The following is a 22,856-nucleotide window of genomic DNA, read 5'->3' on the forward strand; positions in this document are numbered from 1 at the left end:
GCCTACTCCGGACTTGGCCCGATCGCCTCGACGGGTTGTGACAGCGCCACCCCTGACCCGTCGCGGCGCCCGTGTTCGGTCGGAAGTGCGCGGGCGACGCCGGTGGCTGATACCGCCCGCGCCGGCCCGTGTCCCGCCCACGCAAGCACCAGATGGTCCTCGCCCTTCAGGAAGCGGTGGCAACGGACACCGCCCGTTGCCCGTCCCTTGGCCGGGTACTCTGCAAACTCCGTCACCTTCACCGATCCGGGGGTGGTTCCGGGCAGCGCCTCGCTCCCGGCTGCAATGGTGACGACGACGGCGGCAGGATCTCCCGCGCGCACCACACCGAAAAAGAGGACGGTGTCCTCAGCTCCCAGCTTGATGCCGGCCACGCCACCTGCGGTGCGCCCCTGAGGCCGAACCGCGCCACCCGGGAAGCGCAATAGCTGCGCTTCCCGAGTGATGAAAACGAGGTCGTCGGAGTCCTCAGCGGCCGCAAGGCCGACCACACTGTCCCGCGGCTTGAGGGTGATTGCCTCCCAATCATCCCGGTTGAGCGGGTAGTCCGGGACTACACGCTTGACGATCCCCTGGGCGGTTCCAAGCGCGAACGTCTTGTCCAGCGGGACGAGGCCCACCAGCGATTCGCCGCGCTCCAGCGTGATGAACTCCTTGATGGAAACCCCGCCGGCCAGATTCGGTGTGGTGTTCGTCGGCGGCAGAGCGGGCATGTCCACAACCTGGAGCCGCAGCATGCGGCCCGCCGAGGTGAGGGCGCCGATCTCCGCTCGGGCGGTGGTTGCGACAACAGAGGTGAAGGCGTCGTGCTTGACGCGTTGGCCGCCGTCGGACATCGGCTCCCGTCCCGTGGTGCGGGCGAGCTGTCCTGAGGTCGAGAGAAGAACCCAGCAGGGGTCGTCGGCGATCTCCAGGGCAAGAGGCGCTTTGGCTCCGTTGCCGGCAGGAGTGGGCAGAACCGTGCCCTTCAACGGCGCGCTGGCCTCCGACTCCAGAAGCACGGTGCGCCGCGGCGTGGCGAACTGTTCCGCGATGGCGGCGAGTTCATCCGATACCAGCCCTCGCAGGCTCTGCTCGGAGCCGAGGATTTCCTCAAGTGCGGCAATCTCCCTGCGCAGCTCGTCCTGCTCCTTCTCCAGCTCGATGCGGGAGTACTTGGTCAGCTGGCGCAACCGGAGTTCAAGAATGTAGTTGGCCTGGATCTCGGTCAGATCATAGATTGCCATCAGCCGCTCGCGGGCAGCTGCGGCCTCATCCGAGGACCGGATGATTTGGATGACCTCGTCGATGTCCACAATGGCAATCAGCAGGCCTTCAACGAGGTGAAGCCGGTCCTTCTTCTTCCCGAGCCGGTAGGAGGTACGGCGCCGGACAACCGAGATCCGGTGGCTGACGTACACCTGAAGCAGTTCGACCAGACCGAGGGTGCGGGGCTGGCCGTCCACCAGGGTGACGTTGTTGATGCCGAAGGAATCCTCCATCGGCGAGTACCGGTAGAGCTGCGCCAGCACGGCGTTGGGATTGAAGCCGTTCTTGAGCTCGATGACCAGCCGCAGCCCGTGCGTACGGTCAGTCAAATCCACGATGTCGGAAATGCCCTGCAGCTTCTTCGCTGTTACAGCATCCTTGATCTTCTCGATCACCTTTTCCGGACCCACCATGTAGGGCAGTTCCGTGACCACCAACCCGGTGCGGCGGGCCGAAAGCTGCTCAACCTCCACGGTGGCGCGGGTCTTGAAGGAGCCGCGGCCGCTCGCATACGCGTCACGGATGCCGTCCAGCCCGACGATCTTGCCGCCGCTCGGGAGGTCCGGCCCCGGAACGAAGCGCATGAGGTCTTCAAGCGTGGCGTCCGGGTTGTCGATCAGGTGCCGTGCCGCTGAAATGACCTCCCCGAGGTTGTGCGGCGCCATGTTGGTGGCCATGCCGACAGCGATTCCGGTTGCACCGTTGACGAGGAGGTTCGGGAAGGCTGCCGGGAGGACCTCGGGCTGGGTGAGCTGATTGTCGTAGTTCGGAATGAAATCGACGACGTCCTCGCCGAGGTGGTCCGTCATGGTCAGGGCCGCAGCAGCGAGCCGCGCCTCGGTGTAGCGGGCGGCGGCCGGGCCGTCATCGAGCGAACCGAAGTTTCCGTGCCCGTCAATCAGGGGAAGGCGGAGCGAAAAGTCCTGGGCCATGCGCACCATGGCGTCGTAGATGGCTGCATCGCCATGGGGGTGAAGCTTGCCCATGACCTCTCCGACTACGCGCGCCGACTTCACGTGGCCGCGCTCGGGACGCAAACCCATGTCAGTCATCATGTACAGGATCCGGCGCTGTACTGGCTTCAAGCCGTCGCGGGCGTCAGGGAGGGCACGCGAGTAGATCACCGAATAGGCGTATTCCAGGAAGGAGCCCTCCATTTCGGAGGTGACGTCGATGTCGATGATCTTCTCGGTGTAATCCCTCTCGGGGGGTGTGGCTTGGCGCCTTGCCATGGTGTGTCGAATCCTTCGGCAGCTGATCGCGTAGGTGGTATGCGGTGGTCGGTAGGTCGTGTGGGCGGACGGCAACCGGGCTCCGGCTGACGGAAAAGGCAGCCGCCCACTACTGTGAGTCTATGGTGGCTGACGGACTATACCCCGAATATTGGGAGGCGGACGTCGTGTTGCGGGACGGCTCGACCGGCCATCTCCGGCCCATCTCGCCCCTGGATGCGGACGCCGTCCAGGCATTCCATATGAGGCAGTCCCAGAACTCCATCTACCTGCGGTTCTTCACCTATAAGGCCTCGCTGAGCGCCAAGGAACTCAAGCGGTTCACCGAGGTGGACCACGCGGGCCGCGTGGCGTTCGTCGTGACCCGTGGCCAGGACATCATCGGCATCGGCCGTTATGACCGCCTCGATGATCCCGACGAGGCCGAGGTCGCCTTCAACGTATCTGACGCCTATCAGGGACGGGGGTTGGGGTCTATCCTGCTCGAGCACCTCGCCGTCGCAGCCCGGGAGAACGGCATCCGGCGATTCACCGCCGAGGTGCTGCCCGAAAACCGGAAGATGATCACGGTGTTCGCCGAAGCCGGCTACGAGGTGGACCGCCGCTTCGATGACGGTGTCGTGGAGCTGACGTTCAATATCGACCCGACCGACAAGTCCCGCGAAGTGATGGAAGCACGTGAGCACCGCGCGGAGGCGCGCAGCATGCAGACCCTGCTGGCGCCGTCGTCGGTTGCAGTGATCGGTGCCAGCCGCAGCTGGGGGAGCGTGGGCTACTCGCTGCTCGAACACATCGTCGACGGTGGATTCACCGGGCCGGTTGCCGGCGTCAACCCCGAGGCGTTCGAGCTTAACGGCATGGTGGCCTACGGCTCCATTGCAGAGATACCCCATCCCGTGGATCTCGCCGTGATTGCGGTGCCCTACGATCAGGTGCTCGCTGTTGCCGGGGAGTGCGGGCGGGCAGGTGTGAAAGGGCTGCTTGTCGCGACGGCGGGATTCGCCGACGACGACGGCGAAGGACTCGCGCGCCAGCGCGCGCTGGTGCACAGCGCCCGTTCCTACGGCATGCGGGTGGTGGGTCCGGCATCCCTGGGCATCATCAACACGGATCCAGCCGTGCGGCTGAATGCATCGATGGCGCCCGAATTGCCGGAGCGCGGCGGGCTGGGCCTCTTCAGTCAGTCAGCAGCAATCGGCGTCATGCTCCATGCCGCCGCCAGCCGGCGCGCCATCGGATTGTCCTCGGCGCTGTCCGCCGGCAACCGGGCGGACGTCTCCGGTAATGACGCCATGCAGTACTGGGAGGATGATCCGAACACCCGGGCCGTAGCACTGTACCTGGAGTCGATCGGCAATCCGCGCAAATTCTCACGGATCGCACGCAGACTTTCCCGCATGAAGCCGGTTATCGTCGCCAAGTCGGACGTCATGGGACTGCAGCTGCCGCCCGGCCACGCGGTACGCACAACGCAGGCGCCCAGTGGCGCACTCGACGCGATGTTGCGGCAGTCCGGCGTAATCCGCGTCGAGACCACCGAACAACTGATGGACGTAGCGCAGATTGTGGTCGGCCAGCCTGTTCCCGGCGGAACGGGAGTGGCTGTCTTCAGCAACTCACTTGCCCTGGGGAAAGTGCTCGCGGACGCGGCGCTTGCACAGGAACTGAACGTGGTGCGGCTGAATGCGCACCTTGATCTCGACGCAGGGCAGTCCGTGGCACTGTCCGCCCTCAAAACGGCGTTCACCGAGGCACTCGCGGATGCGGAGGTGCACTCCCTCATTCTTACGCTCATTCCGGTGGTCGGGCTTTCCTTCGAGGCGATCCTGCCGGTGCTGCAGGAGTGCGGCGCCGCTGCGGCCAAGCCAGTTGTCGCGTGCTTCACCGGCGTGCTGGATCCGGCCGCGCAGCTTGAGGGGTTGCGTGCCGCCCGCGGTACTTATCCACGCCGCGGGGACGAGCCCGGAGACGGCGACGCCTCCGTACCTTGCTTTGCCAGTCCCGGAGCCGCTGTGTCTGCGCTGGGCGCGGTGGTCCGGTACGGCCGCTGGAGGGAGCGCGAGCATGGTGTGTTCGCGGAGCTGGACAGCGTCGATGAGGAAGGCGCTGCTGCCCTGCTCGGCAGTGTCCTGTCCGATGTGCGGGATGTGGGGCTGCGCCGTCTCGACAGCGGTCAGCTGCACGAGCTCCTCGACTGCTACGGCATCAACGTGCTGCCCTCGATTCCCTTCGACTCAGCTGACGAGGCTGTCGAGGCCGCAGACTCGCTGGGCTGGCCGGTTGCGCTGAAGACGGTTGAAGAGAATTTGCGGCACCGCCTCGATTTCGGCGGAGTGCGGCTCAACATCCCGGATGCCTCCGGCCTGCGCGCGGGGATCGAAGCCATGCGGGCCGAACTTCGCCCCTTCGGGAGTCCCGGCCTGGAAGTCCAGCCCATGGCGCCGCCGGGGCAGGCCTGCGTGATCAGGGCGATCGAGGACCCCCTGCTTGGACCTGTAGTGTCATTCGGGATGGCCGGAGATGCGGTGAACCTGCTCGACGACTGGGCGCACGGCATTCCGCCGCTGACCACTTCGGACGCTGCAGATCTTCTCCGGACGCCGCGGGCAAGCCGCAGGCTTTTCGGCTACCAGGGGCTGCCGCCAGTGGACGTTCCAGCCATCGAGGATCTCCTCCTGCGGGTTGCCCTGCTCAAGGACCGGCATCCCGAGATTTCGTTGCTGCGTTTCAACCCCGTTCTGGTCTCAGCCAGCGGGCTCGCCGTCCTCAGCGCAGAAATCAGCGTAGGAAACCCCCAGCAACGTACTGACAGCGCACGCCGGGCGATGCGCGACTGACTCGCCCCCAGGCAGCCCCGCCGTGCCCGGTGCCTGGGTCCACACCGGTTAGGCGTGCGCCCTCGGCATAAGTCACACTGGAACCATGACTCCATCGCTGTCGGCTGAACGCCGCGACCTGGATGCCTCCCTCGAACGAGCGGGCTTCTACCCGCGGCTGGTGGCCGACGTCGTCCATGATGCCCTGGATGGCAGGGAACCCCTCTCGCACGTGGTTCATCTGGAGACCCATTTCGAGCGGACCGAGATCCGACGGCACATCACCGTCCTTGTTCTGACCGAGGACATGCTGGTGGTCACGCACGTGGATGACCAACAACTGGACGACACCGGAGAGCAAGTAACGGCGCAGGTGTCCACCGAGTCGGTTCCGGTCAGCCAGATCCGCTCGGTTGTGCTCAGCTACCAGTACGCGCAGCCGCAGAACTACAAGCCGTCCGATCCCGTCCGTGAACTGACCCTCGGCATTGCCTGGTCCGGCGGTCAGCGGCTGGACATGGGACCGGCGAGCTGCGGCGATCCGCAGTGCGATGCCGATCACGGGTACACCGGCACCATCGCACAGGAAGACATCGTGCTTCGTGTCAGCGCGGAAGCGGACGGTCTGCAGGCGGTGCAGAACGCCAAGTCCTTCGCCCGTGCCCTGCGCACGGTGAGCACCGCCAATCCGGCCGTCTCCGGCGTCGTCGTGAACCAGCCGGGAGCAAACAGGAGGCAGCCCGGGCTGGCCACCCGTTTCAGCCGAGCCCATCACGGGCGGTAGTCCTGCCCGTGCCGACCTCACCGCTCCACACGGAGCCTCTCCCAGCCGCGCCCGCCTACGGCCGCTCAACCATCGCCGAGGTCTTCACCAGTTCTGCGGCAGCTCTCGGACTCCCCGGATTTCCCAATGCACTGGACCTGCCCGCCGCGCCTCGGGTGTGTGTGGTGCTGGTGGACGGACTCGGCGCCGCGCTGCTGCGCAAACGCTCCGGCCATGCACCTTTCCTGCGGCAGTTCCTCGACTCGTCCCGCAAGCTGGGATCCGTCTTTCCGAGCACGACGGCGGCCGCGCTCGCCTCACTCGGCACCGGATTGGCGCCGGGACAACACGGGCTGGTGGGCTACGACGTCCTGGACCCTGCACAGGACAAAGTGGTGAACATGCTCGGCGGCTGGGATGCCATGGTGCAACCCGGACGATGGCAGCCCCACCCCACGGTGTTTGAGAGGGTCGCAGCCGAACTTCCAGTCACGAGCGTAGGGCTCGCGCGCTTCGACGGGTCGGGGCTGACCCGGGCAGCGCTGCGAGGCGGCAGGTACGTGGCAGGAGGTACCCCCGAGGCACGGGTGCAGGCGGTGTGCAAGGCGCTGGGTGCGAGCGATCAGGCGCTCGTCTACCTCTATCTGAACGAGCTCGACAAGACCGGGCACCGCTCAGGCTGTGCTTCTCCCGAGTGGGGGGACCGGCTTGAAGACCTGGACCGGACCATGCGTTCCCTCGCCGCGAAGGTCCCGCCCCACACCCTGCTGCTGCTGACGGCGGATCACGGCATGGTGGATGTTGCGCCGGAGCAGCACGTCGACTTCTCGGCTGATGCCTCGCTGGTCGACGGCGTCGCGCATACCGGAGGAGAGCCGCGCATGGTTCACCTCTACACAGAGCCGGACCTGCCTGACGCCGGCATGCAGCGCCTGGTCGATTCCTGGCGGACGGCGCACAGTGCGCATGCGTGGATCCTCACCCGAAAGGAGGCGATCACCGCAGGACTGTTCGGGACAGTCTCGCCGGACGTCGAGCCTCGGATCGGGGATGTCCTGATCGCAGCGCGGGAACCGGTAGCGTTCTACGACACCCGCCGGGTCCCGGCGTCAGCACTCGAGATCGTTGGTCAGCACGGCTCCCTCACGCGTGCCGAGCGTGAAGTGCCGTTGCTTACCCTGGTGAAGCCGGGGCCCGGTCCGGTTCGGATGGTCGGACGCTAATCCATGGCCGAGCTCATTTTCTTCTCCGGGACCATGGATTGCGGCAAGTCCACCCTTGCCCTGCAGATGGATCACAACCACAGCGCCCGCGGACGCGCCGGGCTGCTCTTCAGCTCTCATGACCGTGCGGGGGAGTCTGTCATCTCGAGTCGGTTGGGACTCATGACCCAGGCAATTGAGGTCCGCTCTGACACCGATTTCTGGGAGGAGCTGGTCAGAAGCCGCACCCACGGAAGCCGCGTCGACTACCTCATCTGCGATGAGGCGCAGTTCTACACGCCCGTGCAAATTGAGCAGCTTGCGCGCATCGTCGACGACATGGCCATAGACGTCTTCGCCTTTGGAATCACCTCCGACTTCCGCACGCAGCTGTTTCCGGGGTCGCGGCGGCTGGTTGAACTGGCCGACAGGACGCAGGTCCTTCAGGTGGAGGCATTGTGCTGGTGCGGGCGCCGGGCCACGCACAACGCGCGCACGGTTGACGGCGTCATGGTCGTCGAGGGAGAACAGATGGTGGTCGGAGATGTTGAACCGTCCAGCACCGAAAGCGATCCCGGCCAGCCGCGGCTCACGGGCGGAGGGCTCGATGAACTCGATCTTCCGGCCGGTCCGGTGATCGGTTATGAGACGCTCTGCCGGAGGCACCATATGCGCAGAGTGACGGCGCATACTGCGCGCACCCACGCCGGCAGCGACGTGCCGCTGCCCTTCGATCCGGCTGCCGCACGGCTCTGAGACCGGGGACTGTTAGTCGCCCTTGGTCCCGAACACGATCTCGTCCCAGCTGGGCACGCTGGAGCGCCGGGGCTTCAGTTTCCGGTCAGCGTTCTGATCAGTTGCTTTGGCTGGAGCATCGTCCGGTTCCGATCCCGGCACTCGTTCGGGTGACCCTTCCGAGCGGCGGTCCGACCCCCTGCTCTCGGACCGCGGAACCGCAGCCTCGTCAGTGTCGCGGGCGAAGCGCTGCGGCCTCGCGATGACGCTTACTTCACGCGTGTCGGTGCTGACGCCTTCGAAAAGACGGGGAGTGCCGTCGTCGTACGTGTGGTCTTCGGAGTCTTCGCCTTCAAAAATGGAGGGAGCCAGGCTCAGCCCCGGGAAGGGAGTCGGATCAGCGCTGCCGGAATTGTCGGTGCCCTCTGCCTCGTCAGCTCCCTGGCGGGGGTGAGCGGCTGGAATGTGGCCCTTGGCGAGCATCAGGGCCAGCGCATCATCGCCGTCTTCATCCGCACCCAGCCGCTGCCCTCGGCGTGAGCGCAGTACCTCGAGCAGTTCGTCGGAATCGTCCTCTTCAGGGGAGTCAACGGCCGCATCCGTTTCAAAATCGAAGACCCTGTCTGCGACCGCACTCAGCTTCCGGGAGGGCAGCGGACCATCCAGCGGCTCAAGCTCGCTCAGGACCTGCGCCCAGCGGTTTGCGTTGAGGACCGCGCGCCGGGACGGGTTGAAAGTCCACTGCGCCGGCGGCTCCTCACCGACGGAGGCGGCGGATCCTGTGGGAAGCTCGAACCTGACCACGACCGCCCACAAACCATCCGGCTTTCGCCAGGCGTCCCATTGCGCTGTATCAGGGTCCACTCCGAAGGCGCGCAGCCGGAAGCGCACCATGTCCTCAAGCTGGGCCGGGTTTTCGCCGAAGGCGGAACGGTAACCGTCATTGGACGGCAGCGGGGAGGCGACTTCCACTCGCTGCGCCAGGTGAGCCATGTAGTCGCGTTCGGCGCGGACCGGGCCTTCGTAGCGCAGCACGTGCTGCAGTTCGACACCCGTTTCATCGACGATGTCCTGGGCGGTTGCGCCGCTGCGGATCCTCGCCTGAATATCTCGGGGCGCAAGGGAGGGGCGCTTGGCTGCGCCGCCCGGCCGCTCGGTATCAGCGGACGGTTCCTGCCGTGCCGCCGGACGTGTGGATGGCCTCGAACTCGCCATTCGCAGCGCCTCATTGACAGGCAGGCGGAACGAAGCCCCACCCTCACCGCTCAGCAGCAGATGACCTCCGCCCTCATCCACGCCTACCAGCCGTAGCTCCTGCATGAAAAACCCTCCAGCCGACATACATTACTTTCAGTGAAACTCTGCCACTCAAAGGGGTTGGCTCCTACTCCATCCCTGGTGTGGCGCGGAACTTGTGCTCTGATTGGCTTTTGAGGGAGCGATCAGCAACAATCTCTGCGGTGCGGGCACAAAAGCGGCCCTCTCAGCGTTGTGACACGGACAGGATCCTTGCGCTTCACGGCACCTTTTCCTGTAGCGCGGATTCGACCATGGCACCTATGACCACTTACATCCACCGGAGCGTGAACTACTAACTATGGCGACTGACTATGATGCGCCGCGGAAGACAGACGACGAGGTCAGCGAAGACTCGATTGAAGAGCTGAAGTCCCGCCGCACGGACAAGCAGTCCGCGGTTGTCGACGAGGATGAGACGGAGGCTGCGGAAGGCTTTGAGCTTCCCGGCGCCGACCTCTCCGGCGAAGAACTGCTCGTGCGCGTGCTCCCCGCCCAGGCCGACGAATTCACGTGTGCCTCGTGCTTCCTGGTGCGTCACCGCTCACAGATTGCGAAGGAAAAGGGCGGGTTGGCCTACTGCAAGGACTGCGAAGGCTGACTTCCGCTATCTTCGGATGCTCTCACCCATTCGTGTCGCGTGCCGAAGCGTCACACTCCCTGCGCCGGGGCGGTCAGCGCGGCTTTGAGCTGCTCCGGCCGCCTCGTCGACGTTAACCAATACGGCGTGGGATCCTCTGCGTCCTCGATCGTGATCCTGACAACGGGCGAGATCCACCCGCGAATGCAGAGGTAGGCCCTCCCATGCAGCTCGGTTCCGCGCTGCGCGGTGGCGTCGGCGCCTGTGAATGCCGTGACGTCGCCGAGGTACCGGCGCTCGATCTGTGCCTTGCCCACCTGGAGTTCCGCAGCGGTTACCCGAATTCGCGGTGTGGACAGCACCAGGAGTGTGGTCAATACGGCCGCAACAACGACGGCGGCAACAATCCCCGCCTCGATGCTGATCGGTATGAACGTGAACACCGAGGCGACGGCTGCGCCGGCCACCACCATCCAGATCCACGGTGCCGGCCACAACTTCTCTTCGTAAAGAACCGATTCACCGGCGGATCCTGTAGGCATGTCAGCTAGCTAAGCACCTTTCCGACCGCTTTTCATCCTGGCGCGAAGGCGCTGGCCCGCAGGTGGAAGCGCTAGAGTAAAAGGAGCAACGGGCTCCGGCGCATTCCGCGCTTTGGGCGCATCGCGCCGGTGAGCAGCGCGTGCAGTGCCCGCGACCAAAGAACCGTGCCATCAAAGAATCGTGCAGGAGAAGACATGCTTGATACCGCGGAAGCTCTATCCGTGCAGATCAAAATGCTCGACGACGGACTCGAACCACCTGCTTACGCACACGCCGGTGACGCCGGCGCCGACCTGTCCACGAGGATCGACTTCGAACTCCAGCCGGGCGAGCGCGCACTCATTCCTACCGGTGTCTGCATCGCACTGCCGATAGGGTACGCGGCGTTCGTCCACCCCCGGTCGGGGCTGGCTGCACGGCACGGAATCACTGTGGTCAACGCGCCCGGCACGGTAGACGCCGGTTATCGCGGAGAAATTGCCGTGACGCTGCTCAATACCGATGCGTCGACGCCGTTGACTTTCCGCCGGGGCGACCGCATCGCCCAGCTGGTAATTCAGAAGGTGGAGCAGGCGACATTCGTAGCGGTGGAGAACCTTCCGGACTCAGCGCGCGGAGCCGGCGGTTTCGGATCCACGGGCGGATTCGCTCCGACCGCAGAAGCCTCACGCTGACGCAACCGACCGGCAGCGACCAGCTGCCCATGACCATCGAAGGAGGGACCCGATCATGATCTTCGGGCGCCGCAAGAAAAGCCAGCATCAGAGCGAAGCAGCAGAGACAGCTCAAGACGACACGGCATCGATCTCGCCAGACGAAACCGCAGGGGACCGCGAAGAACTTGGTGAAGAGAATGCTCCAGCTCAGGCTGAGCCGACTCCCGGACGTGCTTCAACAGGACCATTCGATGAGTCGGAGAAAGACACAGCGGCGGGGTACATCGACCTCGGCGCCCTCCGCATTGCCGCTGCCGAGAACCTTCAGCTCCGCCTCGAGGTTGAGGAACGGACCAAACGCGTGATCGCTGTGACGCTGGATATCAATGGTTCCAACCTGCAGCTCCAGGCCTTCGCCGCTCCACGGTCGGAGGGGCTCTGGGATGAAATCCGTGAGCAGATTGGTGCCTCGGTGGGCTCGCAGGGCGGAACCGTCTCGGAGCGGCAGGGCGAGTTCGGGACTGAACTGATTGCCAAGCTACCCGCGCAGACACCGGACGGCCGCGCCGGTTTCCGCGTTGCCAGATTTGTCGGCGTTGACGGTCCGCGGTGGTTCCTCCGGGGAGTGTTCGGCGGCCCCGCTGCCATGGATCCTGCCATCGCCGGGCCCATGGAGCAGCTCTTCCGCAACGTGGTTGTAGTTCGAGGAGACCATCCGCTGCCTCCGCGTGAACTCCTTCCGCTCAAGCTGCCGAAGGACGCCGGAGCGCCGAAGCAGCCTGAGCAGCCTGAGCAGCCGAAAGCGACACCGGATGACCCGCTTCGGCGGGGCCCCGAGATCACTCACATTGGCTGACCACGGTGCACCAGGGAACCCGGCAGCGGCACCATTACCGGCGCGCGGACGGTTCGCCGGCAGCGGCTTCGTCGAACGGGTGAGGATTCTGCCACGCAGCTCCGCGCCGCAGTTCGACGCCACGATTGCCCTGCACATCCAGCGGGCTGCCTCCCCGGCCGCGGAAGCCGCGCCCCCGGGAACCCGTGTCCGGCTTGTCTGGATCGGCCAGCGCCGCATCCCGGGGATCGACCCCGGAGTCGATCTGGCTTTCGAGGGCATGGTCAGCCTGATCGACGGCATTCCCACCATCCACAACCCGCGGTACGAGATTGTCTGCCGTCCTGAGGAGTCACTGTGAACCAGCCCGCTGAGGACCGCACCGGCGGCGACGCCTTGGATAATCCCGGGGAACCGGTTCCAGACTCGAGCATGAGCGCCCTTGCCGGCCAGTATGCGGCAAAAGCCGGGGTTCGTCAGGACGAAAGCGGGCGAATTGACGTCCTCCAGTCGATTGGGGGTATGCGTGGTCTGGCCGAGAGCATCCTTCCGGGTCTTCTGTTCACGGTGGTCTTCACCATCCTGCGGGACCTGCAGATCTCGCTCATCGTTGCCCTTGCCGTCTCGGCCGTCTTCACGATCACTCGATTGCTGACCAAGACGCCGCTCACCCAGGCTCTGTCCGGGCTGATCGGTGTGGGAATCTGCGCGTTCGTCGCCAACCGGACCGGCAACGCGGAAGACTTTTTCCTTCCCGGTTTTTTCACCAATGCCGCGTACATCGTGGGCATGGTCGTTTCCATCGCGGTCAAGTGGCCGTTGGCCGGGCTGCTCTTCGGCTTCATCCGGGGAGAGGGAACCGAGTGGCGCAGGAACGCGTCGAGGATCCGGGCCTACTCGTTGGCCACCTGGCTGATCGTTGCCGTGCTCGCGCTGCGGCTCATCGTGCAGGTGCCGCTATATCTGGCAGACAACATCGCGGCGCTCGGCACCGCCCGGGTTGCGATGGGAGTTCCGCTCTATGCCCTCGGGCTGTGGTTCGCCTGGCTCGTCTCCCGGCCGGCGTTTGTGAAAAAGGAGCATCCCCCGGCCTGACGCGGGCTTGTCAGGAAGCGGGCCGTAGAGCTGCTCTCAGGGCGTCTTCCGCGGCAATTGCAGCGACGAAGAACAGTTCATCGCCGGCTTCGACGACATCATCGGGGCTGGGCGTGATGGGAGCATCGTCACGGAGGATCGCCACGGCCGTGCAGTCGGCCGGCAGTTCAATCGATCCGAGAGTCCGTCCCACGAGCGGGGAATCCTGCGGAACAGTGAACTCCACAATCGCTGAGACACCGGTCTGTAGCGTCAGCAGTCGCACCAGGTCGCCGATCTCCACCGCTTCCTCCACGAGCGCGGTCATCAGTCGCGGAGTGTTCACCGCTACATCCACGCCCCAGGAGTCGTCAAACATCCAGTCGTTCTTCGGGTTGTTGACCCGGCCCACCGTGCGCCCTACCCCAAACTCGCTCTTTGCGAGGAGGGAAACCACCAGATTCACCTTGTCGTCACCGGTAGCCGAGACAACGACGTCGGCCTCGTCCAGCCGGGCGTCCTTCAGGGTGGTGAGTTCACAGGCATCGCCGATCAGCCAGCGCGCGCCCTTCAATCCGCTTCGGCCGACCACCTCCGGCTTCTCGTCAATCAGCAGGATGTCGTGGTTATTGGAGAGAAGTTCCCGCGCGATGGATGACCCGACACTTCCGGCCCCGGCAATGACAACCTTCATTCCTGCTCCTCCCGAGGCGGCTTCGACAGTACCCGAGCCACTTCGTCTGTTGCGACAGTTTCCATCATGGCGTGGACTACATCGCCTTCCTGGTAGCTGGTCCCGGAGACCGGCAGCATTCCCTCGCCGAATCGGGTGAGGTAAGCAACGCGGACCCCTGCCGCTGATTCGATTTCCTTCACAGACCTGCCGAGCCAACCGTCATGGAGTGCGAGTTCACCGAGGATGAGCCTGCCCGAGGATTCACGGAAGTCACCGTTGATGCTCTGTTCAGGCAGAATCCGGCGCAGAACCTGGTCCGCGCTCCACCGGACCGCGGCCACCGTGGGTATTCCCAGCCGCTGGTAGATTTCGGCCCGTCCGGGATCATAGATCCTGGCGACGACGTGCGGCACGTGAAAGATCTCCCGGGCAACCCGGGTTGCGAGGATATTCGAATTGTCTCCGCTGGAGACAGCCGCAAAGGCATAGGCGTTTTCAATGTCGGCGTTTTTCAGGGTGTCGCGGTCAAACCCCACACCCGTAACCTTGCGGCCGCCGAATGAGCCCCTCAGCCGGCGGAACGCGCGGTCGTCCTGATCGATGATCGCAACGCTGTGCCCGGACTCGTCGAGCGTATGCGCAAGGCTGACTCCCACCCGGCCGCAACCCATGATTACGAAATGCGCCACTGACCACCCCTGGTTGTCTGCTTCCCGATTGTCAGACCTAAGCGTAGTGGTCCGGTAGAGGCGACGCCGCTCAAACGCGCTAGTCTGTGGGCTGTGCTGACATTCTTCGAGGCCGTCAAGCGGGTGCTGGTGGGCAAACCGTTCCGCAATGACCGGCTCCGGCATGAGACCCTGCCCAAGAAGATCGCCATGCCGCTGTTCTCCACCAGCGCGCTGTCCTCGGCAGCGTACTCGCCGGACGAGATTCTCCTCACCCTCGCGCTGGCGGGCGTTACAGCTGTTGCTGTGTCGCCCTGGGTGGGTCTCGCCGTCATCGTGGTGCTGCTGGTGGTCATAGCGTCCTACCGTCAATCAGTGCACGCCTATCCTTCAGGCGGTGGCGATTACGAGATCGCCCGGCGCAATCTGGGCAACGGGGCCGGCGTGACCGTCGCCGCGGCCCTCATGGTGGACTACGTCCTCACCGTGGCGGTGTCGGTCTCCGCCGCCGCGCACTATCTAATCTCGCTGGCGCCGGCCCTGGCGGGCACGCAGAGCGCGCTGGCGGCGGGCGCCGTCGTCGTTCTGGTGCTTGTGAACCTGCGGGGGTTCACACGGGACGCACGGGTCCTGGCCGTCCCGTCCTATGTCTTCATGGCGGCAATCCTTGCGCTCTGCGTGGCCGGGATCGTGCAGCGGCTCAGCGGGACGCTGGGGGAGGCGCCGAGCGCCCGTTTCGAGATCATTCCGGATCCGGCGTTCGAGAGCGGACTGGTAGGACTGGCCGGAGCGCTGCTCATCCTGCGGGCGTTCTCCTCGGGGGCGGCCGCGCTGACCGGAGTGGAGGCTCCGAGCGCGAACGTGCCGAGCTTCGAACCACCGCGCGGCCGCAATGCAGCGAGCACGTTGCTCATCCTGGGCGTGGTCGCGTCGCTGATGACGGCGGGGGTCATCTACCTGGCGAACGCGACCCGCGTGCATGTGGTGCAGAATCCGTCGGAGCAGCTGCTGCTTGATGGCGAACCCGTGGGAGGATCCTACGTCCAGAACCCGGTGATCAGCCAACTTGCCAGAACCATCTTCGATGGCGGAAGCCTGCCGTTCATCGTGGTTGTGTCAGCGACTGCGCTCATCCTCCTGCTGGCCGCGCACGGAGCGTTCAACGGCTTCCCGGTGCTGGCATCGATCCTCGCCAAGGATGGGTACCTTCCACGTCAGCTGCGCACCCGGGGAGACCGGCTCACCTTCAGCAACGGCATCATGGCGCTCGGCCTCGGGGCCGTTGCACTGATCGTTGTCTTCCGGGCGGACGTCACCCAGCTGGTGCAGTTGTACATCGTCGGCGTCTTCGTCTCCTTCACCGCCACCCAGCTCGCGCTGATCAAGCACTGGACCCGGGAACTGCGCAGCACCGTCGACAAGAAGCACCGCCGGCAGATGAACAAGTCCCGCGCCATCAACTCGATCGGATTCGTACTCACCGCCGCAGTGCTCGTGGTGGTACTGGTGACCAAATTCGAGTTCGGAGCCTGGATCGCAGTCCTTGCGATGGCGGTGCTCTTCGCGGTCATGCTCAGCATCAAAAAGCACTATGACCAGGTGGCGCGTGAACTTGCGATCGACGACGCCGCCTCCGCCCGTGCCCTGCCCTCCCGGGTCCACGCCGTTATTCTCGTGTCGCATGTGCGTAAGCCGGTCCTGCGCGCGCTGGCCTTTGCCCGCGCGTCCCGGCCCTCAAAACTCGATGCGATCGTGGTTGATGTCGACGCCGAAGAGACCCGCCGCACGCTCCAGGACTGGGATCGGCTCGAGCTCCCGGTGCCGATCACCGTCCTCGCCTCGCCCTACCGGGACACCATCCAGCCGATCATGGACTACATCAAGTCGATGCGGCGGGATTCGCCGAGGGACCTCATTGTGGTCTATATCCCGGAATACGTCGTCGGTAAATGGTGGGAACAGCTGGTCCACAACCAGACCGCGCTGCGCATCAAGACCCGGCTGCACTTCGAGCCGGGGGTTATGGTGGCAAGCGTGCCATGGCAGTTGGCATCCTCCGACGCCGCCCGCGAATCCCAGGACCTCAGGTGACCCAGAACCCAGAACTCGAACTGACCATCGGTCCGCCCGCCCACGGCGGGCACTGCGTTGCCCGGCACGAGGGCAGGGTGATCTTCGTGCGCCACGCGCTGCCCGGAGAGGTGGTGAAGGCACGCCTGACCGAGCACGACGACGACGCCCGCTTCTGGCGCGCGGACGCCACGGAGGTGGTCCAGTCCTCTTCCGACCGCGTGAACCACCCATGGCCGTTGGCTGACGCCGGCCTCGCCGGACTGCGCGGCACCCGTCCGGTGGGAGGCGCGGAATTCGGTCACATCGACCTGTCCGCGCAGCGCCGTCTGAAGAGTGAAATCTTCTCGGAGCAGCTTGCGCGCCTTGGAAAGATCGAGCGGGACATCACCGTCGAACCGGTTCCCGATGAAGCGCCGGACGGGCTGGGATGGCGCACCCGGGTGGGTTTCGCCGTCGATGCAGACGGGCATCTTGCCATGCATGAGCACCGCTCGAACGTGCTGATTCCGGTGGCCGATATGCCGCTGGCCGTTCCTGCGATCAATGGCCTGGCGCTTTGGAACCTGGACTTCAGCGGCCTGGATGGAGTGGAAGTCGCCGCGGGGTCCGGGGATGATGAGCCGCTGGTGCTGCTCAAGACCCGACAGGATCGGCCTGGCCGCAGAATCCGGGCGGTAGCTGAGGAAATCCAGGGCGCGTCGGTGGCGGCGTGGAACCCTGGAACGGGCTCGCTGACGCAGCTGACCGGTAAGACCTGGGTGCGTGAAACCGTTGGAGGCCATAGCTTCCGGGTCACCGGAGAGGGCTTCTGGCAGATCCACCGTAGTGCCCCGGGAGTCCTGACAGCGGCGGTGCTCGAGGGCCTCGATGCAGCGCCCAGCCTGCGGTTGGCGGATTTGTATGCCGGAGCGGGATTGTTCACCGCAGCGCTCGCTGAACGCGTCGGTGAGGCGGGATCCGTCCTCTCCGTCGAGGGATCACCGGCAGCGAGCCGTGACGCTCGGAGGAATCTCCACGGGCGTGCCCACGTGGATATCGTGCAGGGCAAGGTGGAGAAGGTGCTGCGTGAGCGCCGGCCGCATCTGGACGCCGTCGTGCTGGATCCGCCGCGGGCCGGTGCAGGCAGGGAGGTCGTTCGGGCCATGACCGGAACCGGCGCAAAATCGGTGGTCTACGTATCCTGCGATCCGGCTTCCTTCGCCCGCGATGCCGCCTACTTCACGGCGGAGGGATGGAGCCTTGAATCCCTGCGCGTGCTTGACCTGTATCCGCACACGCACCACATGGAGTCGGTGGCAGTCTTCCGCGGAGCGTGAGCGCTCGATCGCTGCATACCGATAGGATGAAAATGTTGTTCCGCGTGGACTTCGCGGCCTTATGATCGACGCGAAAACCCGACACCTGCTCCTGCTGGAGTCTTAGGTACTCCTAACTAGCAGCTCGCGCCCGCCGGAACAAGGATAGAAGACGGCGAGAGGAGTCCTGACATGAGTAGTGTGGACAGCTTCGGTTCCAAAGGCGTACTAGACGTCGCCGGTGCCGAATATGAGATTTTCCGGTTGAATGCAGTTGAAGGCGCCGAGAGCCTTCCGTACAGCCTCAAGGTTCTGCTCGAGAACCTGCTGCGCACCGAGGACGGCGCAAATATCACTGCGGATCACATTCGCGCCCTCGCAGACTGGGACGCAGACGCCCAGCCGAGCACCGAAATCCAGTTCACTCCGGCGCGCGTCCTGATGCAGGACTTCACCGGCGTGCCCTGTGTCGTGGATCTGGCCACCATGCGGGAAGCCGTCAAGGAGCTCGGCGGAGATCCGGCGCGCGTCAACCCGCTCGCACCTGCTGAAATGGTGATCGACCACTCCGTGCAGATCGACGTCTTCGGCAATTCCGAGGCGATCGAGCGCAACATGGAGATCGAATACGAGCGCAATGGCGAGCGTTACCAGTTCCTGCGCTGGGGCCAGACCGCCTTTGATGACTTCAAGGTTGTTCCCCCCGGAACCGGCATTGTGCACCAGGTCAACATCGAGTATCTGGCGCGTACGGTCATGACCCGTTCGGTGGACACCGAAACAGGCACAGTGCTGCGTGCCTATCCTGACACCTGCGTCGGCACCGATTCCCACACCACCATGGTCAATGGCCTGGGCGTGCTTGGCTGGGGCGTCGGCGGCATCGAGGCCGAGGCCGCAATGCTTGGCCAGCCCGTATCGATGCTGATTCCACGCGTCGTCGGCTTCAAGCTCACCGGCTCAATCCCGGCCGGCGCAACGGCAACCGACGTAGTTCTGACCATCACGGAGATGCTCCGCAAGCATGGCGTCGTCGGGAAGTTCGTTGAGTTCTACGGTGAAGGCGTTGCAGAGGTTCCGCTGGCCAACCGCGCCACCATCGGCAACATGAGCCCGGAATTCGGTTCAACGGCCGCCATGTTCCCAATCGACGACGTGACGCTCGAGTACCTGCGCCTCACTGGTCGCTCCGAAGAGAGTGTCGCACTCGTGGAGTCCTACACCAAGGAACAGGGCCTCTGGCATGACCCCTCGCGTGAGATCCGTTTCTCGGAGTACATCGAGTTGGACCTGTCCACCGTTGTTCCTTCCATCGCAGGGCCAAAGCGGCCCCAGGACCGCATCGCCCTGACGGACTCCAAGGAGCAGTTCCGCAAGGACATCCACAACTACACCGGTAACGCTGATGATTCAGCGCTGGACGAGGCGCTCGAGGAGTCCTTCCCGGCCTCAGACGTTCCTGCCATGACGTCCACGCTCAAGCATTCCGCTGCAGCGTCGGCAAACGGACGGCCGTCCCGGCCGGTCAAGGTCAATATGGCGGACGGGCGGGAATTCATCCTCGACCACGGTGCAGTGAGCATCGCGTCGATCACCTCGTGCACCAACACCTCGAACCCGTCAGTGATGCTGGCCGCGGCGCTGCTTGCCCGGAATGCCGTGGACAAGGGCCTCGCTTCGAAGCCCTGGGTGAAAACTTCCGTGGCACCCGGCTCGAAGGTTGTCACCGATTACTATGACAAGTCCGGGCTGACTCCCTACCTGGAAAAGCTCGGCTTCTTCATCGTGGGCTACGGCTGCGCCACCTGCATCGGTAATTCCGGTCCGCTTGAGGAGGAAATCTCCAACGCGATCCAGAACAACGACCTCTCGGTTGCTGCAGTGCTCTCGGGCAACCGGAACTTCGAGGGCCGCATCAACCCCGACGTCAAGATGAATTACCTCGCGTCGCCGCCGCTGGTCATTGCCTACGCACTGGCTGGGACCATGGACTTCGACTTCGAGAATGATCCGCTCGGACAGGACGAGTCGGGCAACGACGTCTTCCTGCAGGACATCTGGCCGAGCCCCACCGAAGTGCAGCAGGTCATCGATTCTTCGATTGACGAGGCCATGTTCTCAAAGGGCTACGAGGGAGTGTTCGACGGCGATGACCGCTGGAAGGCGCTCGATACCCCGGAGGGCGACACCTTCGCCTGGGCGGAGGACTCCACCTACGTACGCAAGCCTCCGTACTTTGAGGGCATGCAGGCCCAACCGGAGCCGGTAGCGGACATCGAGGGAGCCCGAGTGCTCGCCAAGCTCGGTGATTCCGTCACCACCGACCACATCAGCCCCGCGGGATCGTTCAAGTCCGACAGCCCGGCTGGCCGTTACCTCCTCGAGCATGGCGTAGCCCGGAAGGACTTCAACTCCTACGGATCACGTCGCGGCAACCACGAGGTAATGATCCGCGGCACCTTCGCTAACATCCGGCTGCGCAACATGCTGCTCGATGGAGTGGAGGGTGGCTTCACCCGCGACTTCACGCAGACCGGTGGACCGCAGGCTTATATCTACGATGCCGCGATGAACTACCAGGCCGCAGAGACACCGCTGGTGGTCCTCGCGGGCAAGGAATACGGTTCAGGGTCATCGCGTGACTGGGCTGCCAAGGGCACTGCGCTGCTCGGAGTCAAGGCCGTCATCGCAGAAAGCTACGAGCGTATCCACCGGTCAAACCTGATCGGTATGGGTGTGCTGCCCCTGCAGTTCCCTGCCGGTGAAAATGCTGCAACGCTCAAACTGACCGGAACTGAGACGTTTGCCATTGAGGGCGTCACCGAGCTGAACAACGGCAACTCGCCGGCAACCGTCAAGGTGACCGCCACTCCGGAAGAGGACGGTAGTCCGGTCACCTTCGATGCTGTCCTCCGCATCGACACGCCGGGTGAAGCTGACTACTACCGCAACGGCGGAATTCTGCAGTACGTCCTGCGCCAGTTGGCAGCGGCGTCCTGACCGAGCCTCCTCCGTCCATGCAAAACACGCCGTTCCCGGTATTGGGAGCGGCGTGTTTTGTGTTGCACCGGCGGCGCGCGACGGCCGCGGGCACGGCTGGGCGGCAGGCCGCGTTAGAGTTAACAGCGTGTGAGAACGCACCGGTGCCGTGAATCACAAGTAGCAGAAGGAGGCGCGATGGGACTCCTGGAGACCATCCACAGCCCACAAGACCTCACCAGGTTGTCAGGACAGCAGCTTTCCCGCCTGGCAGCGGAGATACGTGCCTTCCTCATCCGTACTGTGTCACGAACCGGCGGCCATCTGGGTCCCAATCTGGGCGTTGTCGAGCTGACAATCGGCATTCATCGGGTGTTTGACTCCCCTCGCGACAGCATTGTCTTTGACACCGGGCACCAGTCCTATGTGCACAAACTCCTGACCGGACGTCAGAATTTTGATTCTCTGCGCCAGCAGGGCGGGCTCTCGGGCTATCCTTCCCGTGCTGAATCAGTCCACGACGTCGTTGAAAGCTCGCACGCCTCGGCGTCGCTTTCGTGGGCGGATGGCATCTCGCGGGCGCGCGTGTTGAACGGCGAGGAGGATCGCACTGCCGTTGTCCTGATCGGCGACGGCGCCCTGACCGGCGGAATGGCCTGGGAAGCGATCAACAACATCGCCGCTGACCAACGGCGCCGGGTCGTGATTGTCGTCAATGACAACGGTCGCTCCTACGCACCCACAATCGGCGGAGTTGCTGACTACCTCGCCTCGCTGCGGCCAACCCTTGACACGGTGCGTACCCACCGCGTGTATGAGGGCACCCTCGACTGGTGGAAGCGCAAGCTGCAGAACGGCGGTACAGTGGGGCGCTTCGCCTACAAGAGCCTGCACGCCACCAAGAAGGGCGTGAAGGACTGGTGGGCACCGCAGGGCCTCTTCGAGGATCTGGGCATGAAATACATCGGCCCCATCAACGGTCATGACGTCGCCGCGGTAGAACACGCACTGAATCAGGCCAAGAACTACGGTGGTCCGGTCATCGTCCACGCCATCACCGAGAAAGGCCACGGCTACGCGCCCGCGCGCGCCGATGAAGCGGATCAGTTTCACGCCGTCGGAATCATTGATCCTGAAACCGGCGAGCCGATCGGCGCCGGGGGAGTACAGTCATGGACCTCGGTTTTCGCCGAGGAAATTGCGGCCATAGCCGATGAGCGGCAGGACATCGTCGGCATTACCGGTGCCATGCTCATTCCGGTCGGGCTCCACAAGTTTGCCGCGAACCACCCGGACCGGGTGTTCGACGTCGGCATTGCGGAACAGCATGCTCTCACCAGTGCAGCCGGCATGGCTTTTGGCGGCCTCCATCCGGTGATCGGCCTGTACGCCACCTTCCTGAACCGTGCTTTCGATCAGCTTCTGATGGATGTCGCCCTCCATAAGGCGGGCGTGACCATTGTGCTGGACCGCTCCGGAGTTACCGGGCCGGACGGCGCGAGCCACCATGGTATGTGGGATCTCTCGATGCTGCAGATCGTACCGGGGCTGCACCTGGCGGCGCCTCGTGATGCCACCCGGCTTCGGGAGGAACTCCGCGAGGCGGTGGCCATCGGCGATGCACCCTCGGTGGTGCGTTACTCGAAGGGTAACGTCGGTGTCGAGGTGGAGGCTGTTGAACGGCTCTCCGACGGGGTGGACGTCCTTTGCCGCAGACCGGCCGGTTCCCGCCAGAATGATGTCCTGATTGTCAGCGTCGGAGCCATGAGCGAACTCGCGCTCGATGTATCCAACCGGTTGGGGGCCCAGGGGATCAGTTCCACCGTCATCGATCCGCGGTGGGTATTGCCAGTGGCCCGCTCAGTCATTGAGCTTGCTGCCGAGCACCGCATCGTTGTCGTCATCGAGGACGGGGTGCGTGCCGGCGGCGTCGGTTCGCGCATTCGGCAGGAGATGCGCTCTGCCGGCGTGGACACGGCACTCAATGAGGTTGGCCTGCCGGTGGAATTCCTTGACCATGGCTCACGCAGCGAGGTTCTGGAGCGTGTTGGGCTGACTGCCCGGAAGGTTGCACAGGACACAGTGGAGCAGGTGCTCGGAACCAAGGTGCCCGTGGCGCGTCCGTTGCCCGGTGAGGTGCCTTCGGCCACGGGTCAGCTGCCTAAGCTCTAACCCGACGGACACA

General features: G+C 64.5%; 18 protein-coding genes. 13 read left to right on the top strand and 5 right to left on the bottom strand.

All coding sequences use genetic code 11. The features are described 5' to 3' along the window. Positions 1-2: 2 nt before the first annotated feature. The gene (locus tag ASH00_RS08150) at positions 3-2,480 is read right to left on the bottom strand and encodes a DNA gyrase/topoisomerase IV subunit A (protein WP_056547240.1); all 2,478 of its coding nucleotides are present in this window, start codon (positions 2,478-2,480) and stop codon (positions 3-5) included. Positions 2,481-2,602: 122 nt separating this feature from the next. Here ASH00_RS08150 and ASH00_RS08155 point away from each other — a divergent pair, with 122 nt between their 5' ends. The 4 genes from ASH00_RS08155 (at position 2,603) to ASH00_RS08170 (ending at position 8,017) form a co-directional block, all read left to right on the top strand. Continuing rightward, a complete protein-coding gene (locus ASH00_RS08155; protein ID WP_056547242.1) occupies positions 2,603-5,317 on the top strand; it encodes a bifunctional acetate--CoA ligase family protein/GNAT family N-acetyltransferase in 2,715 nt (904 codons plus the stop codon). Between the two features lie 85 nt (positions 5,318-5,402). Beyond that, entirely contained in the window at positions 5,403-6,080 is a 678-nt protein-coding gene (locus ASH00_RS08160) for a DUF5998 family protein (protein ID WP_082565995.1), read from the top strand. 8 nt (positions 6,081-6,088) lie between these two features. After that, the gene (locus tag ASH00_RS08165) at positions 6,089-7,282 is read left to right on the top strand and encodes an alkaline phosphatase family protein (RefSeq protein WP_235563233.1); all 1,194 of its coding nucleotides are present in this window, start codon (positions 6,089-6,091) and stop codon (positions 7,280-7,282) included. Positions 7,283-7,285: 3 nt separating this feature from the next. Next, on the top strand, positions 7,286-8,017 hold the full coding sequence (locus ASH00_RS08170) for a thymidine kinase (RefSeq protein ID WP_056547248.1): 732 nt from the start codon (positions 7,286-7,288) through the stop codon (positions 8,015-8,017). A 12-nt stretch (positions 8,018-8,029) separates the two neighbouring features. Here ASH00_RS08170 and sepH read toward each other — a convergent pair whose 3' ends face one another. Beyond that, positions 8,030-9,316: a septation protein SepH gene (gene sepH, locus ASH00_RS08175; RefSeq protein WP_056547250.1), complete on the bottom strand. Its 1,287-nt coding sequence runs from the start codon at positions 9,314-9,316 to the stop codon at positions 8,030-8,032. Between the two features lie 277 nt (positions 9,317-9,593). Here sepH and ASH00_RS08180 point away from each other — a divergent pair, with 277 nt between their 5' ends. Continuing rightward, complete coding sequence (locus ASH00_RS08180; RefSeq protein ID WP_056547253.1) at positions 9,594-9,893, top strand: DUF4193 domain-containing protein; 300 nt, start codon at positions 9,594-9,596, stop codon at positions 9,891-9,893. A 50-nt stretch (positions 9,894-9,943) separates the two neighbouring features. Here ASH00_RS08180 and ASH00_RS08185 read toward each other — a convergent pair whose 3' ends face one another. Continuing rightward, on the bottom strand, positions 9,944-10,414 hold the full coding sequence (locus ASH00_RS08185) for a DUF3093 domain-containing protein (protein WP_056547256.1): 471 nt from the start codon (positions 10,412-10,414) through the stop codon (positions 9,944-9,946). A 195-nt stretch (positions 10,415-10,609) separates the two neighbouring features. Between ASH00_RS08185 and dut the strand changes: the two genes are divergently transcribed. The 4 genes from dut (at position 10,610) to ASH00_RS08205 (ending at position 13,001) form a co-directional block, all read left to right on the top strand. Then, complete coding sequence (gene dut / locus ASH00_RS08190; RefSeq protein WP_056547259.1) at positions 10,610-11,089, top strand: dUTP diphosphatase; 480 nt, start codon at positions 10,610-10,612, stop codon at positions 11,087-11,089. Between the two features lie 55 nt (positions 11,090-11,144). Beyond that, positions 11,145-11,927, top strand: a complete 783-nt coding sequence (locus tag ASH00_RS08195; RefSeq protein ID WP_056547262.1) for a DUF3710 domain-containing protein — start codon at positions 11,145-11,147, stop codon at positions 11,925-11,927. 79 nt (positions 11,928-12,006) lie between these two features. Beyond that, on the top strand, positions 12,007-12,267 hold the full coding sequence (locus ASH00_RS08200) for a hypothetical protein (protein ID WP_235563234.1): 261 nt from the start codon (positions 12,007-12,009) through the stop codon (positions 12,265-12,267). Beyond that, positions 12,264-13,001 (top strand): DUF3159 domain-containing protein, encoded by a 738-nt coding sequence (locus ASH00_RS08205; RefSeq protein WP_442854347.1) that lies wholly within the window; start codon positions 12,264-12,266, stop codon positions 12,999-13,001. Before ASH00_RS08200 ends, ASH00_RS08205 begins: the two co-directional genes overlap by 4 nt. A gap of 10 nt (positions 13,002-13,011) precedes the next feature. Here the strand turns inward: ASH00_RS08205 and ASH00_RS08210 are convergent, their stop codons facing one another. Together ASH00_RS08210 and ASH00_RS08215 are read right to left on the bottom strand one after the other, a co-directional pair. Continuing rightward, complete coding sequence (locus ASH00_RS08210) at positions 13,012-13,674, bottom strand: potassium channel family protein (RefSeq protein WP_056547268.1); 663 nt, start codon at positions 13,672-13,674, stop codon at positions 13,012-13,014. Continuing rightward, positions 13,671-14,345 (bottom strand): potassium channel family protein, encoded by a 675-nt coding sequence (locus tag ASH00_RS08215; RefSeq protein WP_056547271.1) that lies wholly within the window; start codon positions 14,343-14,345, stop codon positions 13,671-13,673. Before ASH00_RS08215 ends, ASH00_RS08210 begins: the two co-directional genes overlap by 4 nt. 93 nt (positions 14,346-14,438) lie before the next feature. Here ASH00_RS08215 and ASH00_RS08220 point away from each other — a divergent pair, with 93 nt between their 5' ends. The 4 genes from ASH00_RS08220 to dxs all read left to right on the top strand — a co-directional run bounded on the left by ASH00_RS08220 (position 14,439) and on the right by dxs (position 22,843). After that, positions 14,439-16,415, top strand: a complete 1,977-nt coding sequence (locus ASH00_RS08220) for an APC family permease (RefSeq protein WP_056547274.1) — start codon at positions 14,439-14,441, stop codon at positions 16,413-16,415. Further along, entirely contained in the window at positions 16,412-17,713 is a 1,302-nt protein-coding gene (locus ASH00_RS08225; RefSeq protein ID WP_082565996.1) for a class I SAM-dependent RNA methyltransferase, read from the top strand. Before ASH00_RS08220 ends, ASH00_RS08225 begins: the two co-directional genes overlap by 4 nt. Before the next feature lie 171 nt (positions 17,714-17,884). Then, positions 17,885-20,692 (top strand): aconitate hydratase AcnA, encoded by a 2,808-nt coding sequence (gene acnA / locus ASH00_RS08230; protein WP_056547277.1) that lies wholly within the window; start codon positions 17,885-17,887, stop codon positions 20,690-20,692. A 177-nt stretch (positions 20,693-20,869) separates the two neighbouring features. Further along, positions 20,870-22,843 carry a 1-deoxy-D-xylulose-5-phosphate synthase gene (gene dxs / locus ASH00_RS08235; RefSeq protein ID WP_056547280.1) on the top strand — a complete coding sequence of 658 codons (1,974 nt, stop codon included), beginning with the start codon at positions 20,870-20,872 and terminating at the stop codon, positions 22,841-22,843. Positions 22,844-22,856: the final 13 nt, after the last annotated feature.

This window comes from Arthrobacter sp. Soil782, assembly GCF_001428435.1.
Taxonomy (GTDB): Bacteria; Actinomycetota; Actinomycetes; order Actinomycetales; family Micrococcaceae; genus Arthrobacter_D; species Arthrobacter_D parietis.